9 protein-coding genes and 2 pseudogenes are annotated in these 8,508 nt (G+C 65.6%); 2 read left to right on the top strand and 9 right to left on the bottom strand.

Annotated features, from left to right (window positions below; translation table 11 throughout):
• Both ACN4F8_RS11730 and ACN4F8_RS11735 read left to right on the top strand, forming a co-directional pair.
• A pseudogene (locus ACN4F8_RS11730) lies at window positions 1-402 on the top strand (hypothetical protein); the annotation flags it as partial.
• 69 nt (window positions 403-471) lie between these two features.
• Window positions 472-666 (top strand): annotated as a pseudogene (locus ACN4F8_RS11735) (Smr/MutS family protein); the annotation flags it as partial.
• 4 nt (window positions 667-670) lie between these two features.
• Here the strand turns inward: ACN4F8_RS11735 and ACN4F8_RS11740 are convergent.
• From ACN4F8_RS11740 to fdh3B, 9 genes are all read right to left on the bottom strand, one after another.
• Entirely contained in the window at window positions 671-1,189 is a 519-nt protein-coding gene (locus ACN4F8_RS11740) for a retropepsin-like aspartic protease family protein (RefSeq protein ID WP_419473768.1), read from the bottom strand.
• Window positions 1,186-1,605, bottom strand: coding sequence for a group II truncated hemoglobin (locus tag ACN4F8_RS11745; RefSeq protein ID WP_419473769.1), 420 nt, complete (start codon window positions 1,603-1,605; stop codon window positions 1,186-1,188). Before ACN4F8_RS11745 ends, ACN4F8_RS11740 begins: the two co-directional genes overlap by 4 nt.
• Window positions 1,602-4,157 carry an ABC transporter permease gene (locus ACN4F8_RS11750; RefSeq protein WP_419473770.1) on the bottom strand — a complete coding sequence of 852 codons (2,556 nt, stop codon included), beginning with the start codon at window positions 4,155-4,157 and terminating at the stop codon, window positions 1,602-1,604. Before ACN4F8_RS11750 ends, ACN4F8_RS11745 begins: the two co-directional genes overlap by 4 nt.
• Window positions 4,158-4,191: 34 nt before the next feature.
• Window positions 4,192-4,824, bottom strand: a complete 633-nt coding sequence (upp, locus tag ACN4F8_RS11755) for a uracil phosphoribosyltransferase (RefSeq protein WP_419473771.1) — start codon at window positions 4,822-4,824, stop codon at window positions 4,192-4,194.
• Window positions 4,825-4,894: 70 nt separating this feature from the next.
• A complete protein-coding gene (locus ACN4F8_RS11760; protein WP_419473772.1) occupies window positions 4,895-5,755 on the bottom strand; it encodes a formate dehydrogenase accessory sulfurtransferase FdhD in 861 nt (286 codons plus the stop codon).
• A gap of 107 nt (window positions 5,756-5,862) precedes the next feature.
• Window positions 5,863-6,255, bottom strand: coding sequence for a hypothetical protein (locus ACN4F8_RS11765; RefSeq protein WP_419473773.1), 393 nt, complete (start codon window positions 6,253-6,255; stop codon window positions 5,863-5,865).
• Between the two features lie 33 nt (window positions 6,256-6,288).
• The gene (locus tag ACN4F8_RS11770) at window positions 6,289-7,506 is read right to left on the bottom strand and encodes a formate dehydrogenase subunit gamma (RefSeq protein ID WP_419473774.1); all 1,218 of its coding nucleotides are present in this window, start codon (window positions 7,504-7,506) and stop codon (window positions 6,289-6,291) included.
• A 13-nt stretch (window positions 7,507-7,519) separates the two neighbouring features.
• A complete protein-coding gene (locus ACN4F8_RS11775; protein WP_419473775.1) occupies window positions 7,520-7,765 on the bottom strand; it encodes a hypothetical protein in 246 nt (81 codons plus the stop codon).
• On the bottom strand, window positions 7,762-8,364 hold the full coding sequence (gene fdh3B, locus ACN4F8_RS11780; RefSeq protein ID WP_291214204.1) for a formate dehydrogenase FDH3 subunit beta: 603 nt from the start codon (window positions 8,362-8,364) through the stop codon (window positions 7,762-7,764). Before fdh3B ends, ACN4F8_RS11775 begins: the two co-directional genes overlap by 4 nt.
• Between the last annotated feature and the right edge of the window lie 144 nt (window positions 8,365-8,508).

The following is an 8,508-nucleotide window of genomic DNA, read 5'->3' on the forward strand; positions in this document are numbered from 1 at the left end:
AGTCCCGTTTTATCAAATATCGTTTTTGCGAGCACCGACGCGGCACTTTGCGTGATCGCAACAGACCTTGAGATTAGATATACGCGATACGCAGATGATCTCGTCTTCTCTAGCACTCAAGCTTTCCCATCCGCACTGCAGGAGCGAGTGCGCGCCTGTTTGGGTAGCCATGGCTGGGAGATCGCATCAGAGAAAGAAGCAATTGCAGAGTTGCCCCGCCGTTTGAAGGTACATGGTCTACTGGTACACGGAAGTGCGCCCCGACTGACAAAGGGCTATCGCAATCGAATACGGGCATACAGACACTTGCTCTCTTCTGGGAAGGTTTCCCCAGGCGATCTAGCGAAGATCGAAGGGCACATCTCCTATGCCAAACAAGTTGAGGATGCATCCGAGCCGTAGTGAATTGCAGCTAGGCATCCAGCGGCAGATCGACCTTCGACCTGCACGGCCTGCGGCATCGCCGAAATCCACCAGCAAGGCCTGCGCTGCGTGCGCGTGGTGCACGGCAAAGGCCTGGGCTCACCCGGCCGCATGTCAGCGCTCAAAAACCGCGTGCTGCGCTGGCTGGTGCAGAAGAGCGAGGTGATGGCGTTTGTACAGGCGCGGCCGGCAGAGGATGGGGCTGGGGCGTTGGTGGTGCTGCTCAGGTCGGGCGGCGCCTGACAGCTCACCGCGGCGTCAACCGCATCTCGCCCTTCAATATCTGAATGTCGAAGCGCGAGAGGAAGCTCTGGCCCAGCAGGGCCTTGTCGGCATCCAGCCCGACCAAGCCGACCGCCACCGTGGTGCCGTTCAGGCCAAGGTGTCCGGCCTGCACCGGCACCTGGCGCAACACCCGGCCTTGCAACGATCCGTTGGCGGTTTGAAAGGTCACGCTCTGGCCGCCTTCCAGGCGGGCGCGACGCGCGAAGTCTTCGCTCACGGTCACGGTGCTGGCGCCTGTGTCCACCAAAAAGGTGACAGCTTCGCCGTTGACCTGACCTTGCACACGAAAGTGGCCGTCGCGGCCGCGTGGAATCACCAACTCGCCTTGTGCATTCGCAAAGGACTGGTTGCTGGCTTCACGCCGTTGCTCGAAATGATCAAACGCGAAGTAGAGCACCCCCATGAGCGCCAACCAGAACACCACGATGCCCAGAGCACCGCGGCGCGTGGTCTGCGCCACGCTGGGGGTTGGGTCGCTCATCCATGCGACCCGGGTTGGTTGCGCATCCAGTCCGCCGTCTGAAAAAAGCTCGTCTTCAGCCGCTCGCGCAGCACCGCGTCCACGCCCGTCTCGCCCATCGCCTGGTCCATGCAGGCCAGCCATTGGTCGCGTTCCTGCACGCCGATGGCAAACGGCATGTGGCGCATGCGCAGGCGGGGGTGGCCGAATTGTTCGGTGTAGTGCTGGGGGCCGCCGAGCCAGCCGCAGAGGAACCAGAACAGTTTTTGCCGTGCGTCTTGCAGCGTGTTGCCGTGGGCGGCGCGCAGCTCGGTGTAGCCGGGTTCGATGTCCATGAGGTCGTAGAAGCGGTCGACCAGGGCACGCACTTTTTCTTCGCCGCCGATCCATTCGAATGGCGTGGCAAACGGCGCGGGTTCTTGAATGTCTGTCGTCATGCTGCGGCCTTGCGCAAGGTTTCCACCACCGGCGTGCGCAACACGCTGCGCAGCCCCCACCAGCCAGCCAGCAGCGCGAGCACGGCGCCAGCCAAGGCGCCGCCCAGCGGCACCCAGGGTGATGCGGTCCAGGAGAACTGGAACACGTAGCGCGCGAGCGCCCAGCCCACGGCCACGGCCACGCTGGACGCGAGGAAGCCAGCCAACAGCCCCACGCCCAGCAGCTCGATGCGCTGCACCTGGCGCAGCAGCTTGGAGCCCGCACCCACCGCACGCAGGATGGCGAATTCGCGTTCGCGCTCACCGCGCGTGGCGGTGATGGCAGCCAACAGCACCACCAGGCCGGCGGCCAGCGTGAAGGCGAACAAAAACTCCACCGCGCTGATGACCTGGCCCAACACACGCTGCACCTGCGCGATGGTCTGGCTCATGTCGACGTTGGTGATGTTGGGAAACTGGCGCACCAGCGTGTTGTCGAAGCTGGCGCCGGCGGCGCTCGCGCCATCGGGCGCGCGGAAGGCGCTGATGAAGCTCACCGGCACGTTGGGCACATCGGCCACCGGGAACACCACGAAGAAGTTGACCCGCATGGAGCCCCAGTCCACCTTGCGCAGGCTGGTGATGCGGCCTTCGGTGAGCTGCCCGCCGATGTCGAAGCCCAGGCGGTCGCCCAGCTTCAAGCCCAGGGTCTCGGCCAGGCCTTCTTCCACGCTCAGGGCGTCGGCTTCGTTGTTGGTCCAGGCGCCTTGCACCACCGGGTTGTTGTCGGGCCGCGTGGCGGTGTTGGAGAGGTTGAACTCGCGGTCCACCAGGCGCGAAGCTCGGTCGTCGGTGTAGTCCTCGGGTTTCACGGCCGCGCCGTTGACGCTGACCAGGCGGCCCCGGATCATGGGGTACCAGTCGAAACGCTCAACACCCGCGGTGCGCAGCGCTTGTTGAAATTCGGTGCCTTGCTCGGGCTGCACGTTGATCACAAAACGGTTGGGCGCGTCGGGCGGGGTGGCGTTGCGCCAGCTGGCAATGAGGTCGGTGCGCAGCAGCACCAGCAGCACCAGCGCGAGCAGGCCGACCGAGAGCGCGCTGATCTGCACCACCGCGTAGGCCGGGCGCGCAGAGAGCTGGCGCGTGGCCATGACGAGTGCGCGCGGCGCGGTGGCCTCGTTCACGCTGGCGCGCAGCAGGCGCACGGCGGCATAACTCGCGGCGGCGAACAGCAGCACGGCGGCGGCAAAACCGCCCACCGCAATGCCACCCAGCAGCAGGTCGCGGCTGGCCGCCAGCAGCAGTGCGGCAAAGCCGGCCATGCCCAGCGCGAGCACGGCCAGCGTGGCCGGCTTGAGCTGGCCCACGTCGCGGCGGATCACGCGCAGCGGCGGCACCTTGGCCAGCTGCAACACGGGCGGCAAACCAAAGGCCATCATCAGCGTGAGCCCCATGCCCAGGCCGAGCAACACGGGCGCAATGCCGGGCGGCGGCAGGCTGGCTTCAACCAACCCCGCGAGCAGCACCACAAACACGTGGTGCACCGCGTAGCCGATGGCCACACCCAGCGCGCTGGCGAACAGGCCCACCAGCGCAAATTCGAGCGTGTAGGCGCGCGCCATGGTGCCCTGCGAGAGGCCGAGCACGCGCAGCATGGCGCAGTCGTCCAGGTGGCGCTGGGCGAAGCCGCGCGCGGCAATGGCCACGGCCACGGCGCACAGCAACGCGGCCAACAGTGCCACCAAATTGAGGAATTTTTCAGCGCGCTCCAGCGTCTGCTGCATCTCGGGCCGCCCACCTTCGAGCGACTCCAGCCGGATGCCGCGCACGCCGGGCTTGGCCACCTCGGCCTGCGCCCACTGGTTGAAACGCGCCACGCGGGCTTCGTCGCCCACCACGGCCAGGCGGTAGTTGAGGCGGCTGGCGGGCTGCACCAGGCCGGTGGCGGGCAGGTCCGCGTTGTTGATCATCACGCGCGGCGCAAAGCTCATGAAGCCGGCGCCCCGGTCGGGCTCGACCACGATCACGCGCGCGATGGTGAGGGACGAGTCGCCCAGCAACAGCGGCTGGCCCATCTGCAGGTTCAACGAGACGAGCAGCGCCGCATCGACCCACGCGGTGCCGGGCGCGGGGATCTCGCGCGTGGGCGCATCGGGGGTGGTGGGTGTCTCGGCCACGCGCAGGCTACCGCGCAGCGGGTAACCCTCGCCCACAGACTTCAACGCCACCAGCCGGGCACCGCCGCCCTCTTCTTCGCGCGCGCGACCCATGGTGGGAAAGTTCAGCGTCTGCGCCACGGTGAGGCCCAGTTCGCGGGCCTGCTGCTCAAAGGCCGGCGGCGGCGTGTTGTCGCTGCTGATCACCACGTCGCCGCCAATGAGCGCACGCGCGTCGCGCGACAGGCCGCCCTGCAATCGATCGGCAAAGAACCCCACCGCCGACAAGGCCGCCACCGCGAGTGTGACCGCCAACATCAGCAGCCGCAGCTCACCGGCACGCCAGTCGCGGACCAGGGAAGACCAGCCCAAGGTCCAGAAACGGATGGGCAACGAGGTGATGGGCTGGGTCATGGTGTGCGGTTGGAGAGCCCGTGGCCCTGCGGGTTCATTTCGTTCCAAAAATTCGGTCGCCTGCGTCGCCCAGACCCGGGACGATGTAGCCGTGTTCGTTCAGGCCACGGTCCACCGCCGGGGTGTAGATCGGCACGTCGGGGTGGGCGTCGTGAAAGGTCTTGATGCCTTCGGGGCAGGTGACCAGACACACAAAACGGATCGAGCGCGGACCGGTCTTCTTCAAGCGGTCCACCGCAGCCACGGCCGAGTTGCCGGTGGCGAGCATGGGGTCGAGCACGATCACGTCGCGCTCCTGCATGTCCTGCGGCATCTTGAAGTAGTACTCCACTGCCTTGAGCGTGGCCGGATCGCGGTAGAGGCCGATGTGGCCCACGCGCGCGCCGGGAATCACCTGCAGCATGCCGTCCAGAAAGCCGTTGCCGGCCCGCAGGATGGAGGCGAGCACCACTTTTTTGCCATCGATCACGCGCGAGGTCATCTTCTCCAGCGGGGTTTCGATCTCGATGTCCTGCATCGGCATGTCGCGCGTGATTTCGTAAGCCAGCAGGGCGCTGAGCTCGTGCACGAGTTCGCGGAAGCTCTTGGTGCTGGTGTCTTTGCGGCGCATCAGCGTGAGCTTGTGCTGCACCAGGGGGTGGTCAATGACGTGGACGTCTCGGCTCATGGGGGATCTCTCGGCAAAATGGTGGACCGAGTTTAGGCCCGAACCCCGGGCACACGCCGCGTGAGGACGGTCAGGAAGCGTTGGCGGTGCGCTCCCGCACCACCGGTGCCGGGGGCGGCACGGCATCGAGCACCAGACGCTCGGGGTGCGTGTAGCAAAGAAAGTGTTTGTTGGTCGCCCGGCCAATGGCGCACAGGCCCACGCGTTGCGCCACGTCCAGGCCCATCTGCGTGATGCCGCTGCGCGAGACCACCACCGCCACACCCATCTGCGCGGACTTGATGACCATCTCGCTCGTCAAGCGGCCGGTGGTGTAGAAAATCTTGTCGCCTGCAGGCAAGCTGGTTTGAAGCGGAATCCAGCCGGCGATGGTGTCCACCGCGTTGTGGCGGCCGACGTCTTCCACAAACAACTGCAACTCTTCACCCAGGAACAGTGCACACGCGTGCACCGACCCGGCCGACTTGTAGGTGCTCTCCTTGAGCCGGATCGCGTTGACGATGGCATACAGCTGCGACTGGCGCAGCACCATGTTGGCCGGCAGCTGGATGCTGTCGATCTCGTCCATGAGGTTGCCGAACACGCTGCCCTGGCCGCAACCGGTGGTGACCACCCGTTTGGAGGTGCGCTCTTCAATGTGGTCGATGCCGTGGCGGGTCTTCACCGAGGCCGCGCCCACGTCCCAGTCCACGGTGATGGACTCGATCTCGTCAGCGGATGCGATCAGGCGCTGGTTGAGCAGATACCCCAGCACCAGCCACTCGGGGTGCGCGCCCAGCGTCATGAGCGTGACCAGCTCGCGCTTGTCCACATACACCGTGAGGTCGCGCTCGGCCGGGATGAAGATCGACTCGCGCTCACCAAACTGGTTCATGACCTCGACTTCGCGGGTCAGCGGTGCACGGGCCTGGGTGAGTTGGGGCAGAGGCATGGCGGAAGGCTACAACGTGTTCGGTGGCAACAAAGGCAAAGGGCCGGCACCCGAAGGTGCGGCCCTTTCAAACACGGCCCCGGGTGGCGGGGCGGTGTTGTGGAAGATCACTTGCCGGTGGGGGCTGCAGCGGGCGCCTTGCCGCTCGGCGGGCTCGCGGCCGGGGTCGAGGGCGAGTGTGCACCGGCTGCTTCAACCGGCTTGGCCACCGCCGCGGCAGCGACAGCCACGTAGGTGAACGGGCCGGGGTCGGCGCAAGCGGGCAACGCTGCGGCGGGCTTCACCGACTTGCCGGTGGAGGCTGCGGTCTTGAAGTAGTTGCCGGCGGCGCGGTCCATGGACAGGCACAGCTTGTAGCCATCAACCTTGGCGGCCCAGGCGGTTTTGGCCTTGGCTTCTTCGGCCTTGGCTTTGGCTTCGTCGGTCAACACCGGCGCGGGCAGCTTGGCAAACACGGACGTGGCCAGCAGCATCGAGAGGCACAGAAGGCTGCGTTTCATGGGGTTTCCTTGTTTCAGAAAAAAGTGGGGCGCTCAGGCTGCGCGGGGCGCGTCGCTGGTCGCTGCGGCGGCTGCCGTGCGGTGCGCGGGGATCTTGCCGGCCTTGATGTCGTCGTACCAGAGTTCGTGGTGTTCCTTGGCCCAGGTTTCGTCCACATAGCCGGTCTTCATGGCTTTGTAGGCGCCCTGCATGCCGATGGTGCCCATGTAGATGTGGCCCAGGAACATGGCCATCATCAAGACGGTGGCCACGCCGTGGATCATGTGAGCCACCTGCATGTTGGCGCGGGTGTAGTCCACCGCAGGCACGATCTTGTCGAGGAACACACCGGAGCCCACGACGATCAGGCCCAGGAAGAACACGCCGCCCCAGAACACGACCTTCTCGCCCGCGTTGAAGCGGTGCGAAGGCACCTCGGCACCACCAAACAGGCCGCCGGCCTTCATGATCCAGGTGAAGTCTTCCTTGCTGGGCCAGTTGTCCTTGAGGAAGGTGAAGAACACCACCACCAGCGACACCGCAAACAGCGGACCCGCGAAGTTGTGCATGTTTTTCAGCGCATACGTCAGCCAGCCAAACAGCGTGCTGCCAATGACGGGCAACAAGAAGAACTTGCCGAACGCCATGACGATGCCCGACACGGCCAGCACCACGAACGTGATGGCGTTGACCCAGTGCGCAGCGCGCTCCACATACGTGAACCGCTCGATGACGCGGCCGGTCTCGCTGCCGTGCAGCTTGATCGTGCCCTTGCCAAAGTAGAACAGCGCCAGCGCCACCGCCGCGATCAGCAGCAGTGAGCCGCCGTACGGGATGATCCAGTTGTTGCGCACCTGGCGCCAGGCTTCACCGGCGTTGGTGAGGCTGGAGCCGGGGTACTGCACAAAGCCCTGGATCATGTTGCCGGCTTCGGGGTACGGCAGGCTGGTGTAGCCCGTGACACCCTTGCCCACATCGCGCCACATGGGCGCGTTGTTGCCGGGCTGGACCTTGCCGCGCTCGGCGTTGGTCTGCTCGCCGTACTTGGGGTCGGTGGAGGCGTCGGGCGCGATCTCGAAGATGTTGGCGCTCTTGATGCCGCCCTGCTGGGTGGTGGCGGGCGCGGTCACGGCCGGTGGGGCCGGATCGTCCTGCGCCACCGGCTTTGCAGGGGCTTGGGCCTGAGCCATGCCGGCGCTCAGCGCCAGCAGTGCGGCAGCCAGGAAAGGCGATGCGAGCTGGCGCAGGCCAGCGGTCAAAAACCGTTGCATACAGCGTTCCTCGTCACTTGGACATGCGGGTGTAGTCGTTCTGGCCGTACTGCGCGCGGGCCTTGAGCTGCTGTTCCCAGCTGGCCTTGTCGCCCGTGCTCCAGCCGCTCTGCACGTACTGGCTCTTGCCCACGCCGGAGTAAGGCACGGCGTCCTGCTTGACACCTGCGCCGTTCATTTCCTGCGGCTGGTCGCCGCAGGCCGCCAGGCCCAAGGTGAGAGCCGCTGCTGCGATGGAGAGTGTGAAACGCTGGCTCATGATTTGGTCCCTGCTGCGGTGCCGTAGGCGGTGCCCCAGCCCCAGACCTCGGCGCCTTTGCCACGCTGCAACACGCGGTTGCGGAAGATGTCGGCCACCACGTCGCCGTCACCGGCGAGCAGGGCTTTGGTCGAGCACATCTCGGCGCAGGCCGGCAGCTTGCCTTCGGCCAGGCGGTTGCGACCGTACTTCTCGAACTCGTCCTGGCTGCCGTGTGCTTCGGGGCCACCGGCGCAGAAGGTGCACTTGTCCATCTTGCCGCGCACACCGAAGGTGCCTTGCGAGGGGAACTGCGGTGCGCCGAACGGGCAGGCGTAGGAGCAGTAGCCGCAGCCGATGCACACATCCTTGTCGTGCAGCACCACACCTTCGTCGGTGCGGTAGAAGCAGTTCACCGGGCACACGGCCATGCAAGGCGCGTCGCTGCAGTGCATGCAGGCCACCGAGATGGATTTTTCACCGGGCACGCCGTCGTTGAGGGTGACCACGCGGCGGCGGTTCACGCCCCACGGCACCTCGTGTTCGTTCTTGCAGGCGGTCACGCAACCGTTGCATTCGATGCAGCGCTCTGCATCACAGATGAATTTCATTCTTGCCATGGTGTGCTCCTGCTCTTAGGCTTTTTCGACGTTACAGATCGTCGTTTTGGTTTCCTGCATCATCGTGACGATGTCGTAGCCGTAGGTGGTGGCCGTGTTGACAGCCTCGCCGCGCACGATGGGGAATGCACCATCGGGGTAGTA

The organism is Hydrogenophaga sp. (assembly GCF_048549895.1).
GTDB lineage: Bacteria > Pseudomonadota > Gammaproteobacteria > Burkholderiales > Burkholderiaceae_C > Hydrogenophaga.

What these genes read in the sequence shown, in the direction of transcription:
- ACN4F8_RS11740 (WP_419473768.1), bottom strand. Translation starts at nt 1,189, where the DNA reads ATGAGCGACCCAACCCCCAGCGTGGCGCAGACCACGCGCCGCGGTGCT.
- ACN4F8_RS11745 (WP_419473769.1), bottom strand. Translation starts at nt 1,605, where the DNA reads ATGACGACAGACATTCAAGAACCCGCGCCGTTTGCCACGCCATTCGAA.
- ACN4F8_RS11750 (WP_419473770.1), bottom strand. Translation starts at nt 4,157, where the DNA reads ATGACCCAGCCCATCACCTCGTTGCCCATCCGTTTCTGGACCTTGGGC.
- upp (WP_419473771.1), bottom strand. Translation starts at nt 4,824, where the DNA reads ATGAGCCGAGACGTCCACGTCATTGACCACCCCCTGGTGCAGCACAAG.
- ACN4F8_RS11760 (WP_419473772.1), bottom strand. Translation starts at nt 5,755, where the DNA reads ATGCCTCTGCCCCAACTCACCCAGGCCCGTGCACCGCTGACCCGCGAA.
- ACN4F8_RS11765 (WP_419473773.1), bottom strand. Translation starts at nt 6,255, where the DNA reads ATGAAACGCAGCCTTCTGTGCCTCTCGATGCTGCTGGCCACGTCCGTG.
- ACN4F8_RS11770 (WP_419473774.1), bottom strand. Translation starts at nt 7,506, where the DNA reads ATGCAACGGTTTTTGACCGCTGGCCTGCGCCAGCTCGCATCGCCTTTC.
- ACN4F8_RS11775 (WP_419473775.1), bottom strand. Translation starts at nt 7,765, where the DNA reads ATGAGCCAGCGTTTCACACTCTCCATCGCAGCAGCGGCTCTCACCTTG.
- fdh3B (WP_291214204.1), bottom strand. Translation starts at nt 8,364, where the DNA reads ATGGCAAGAATGAAATTCATCTGTGATGCAGAGCGCTGCATCGAATGC.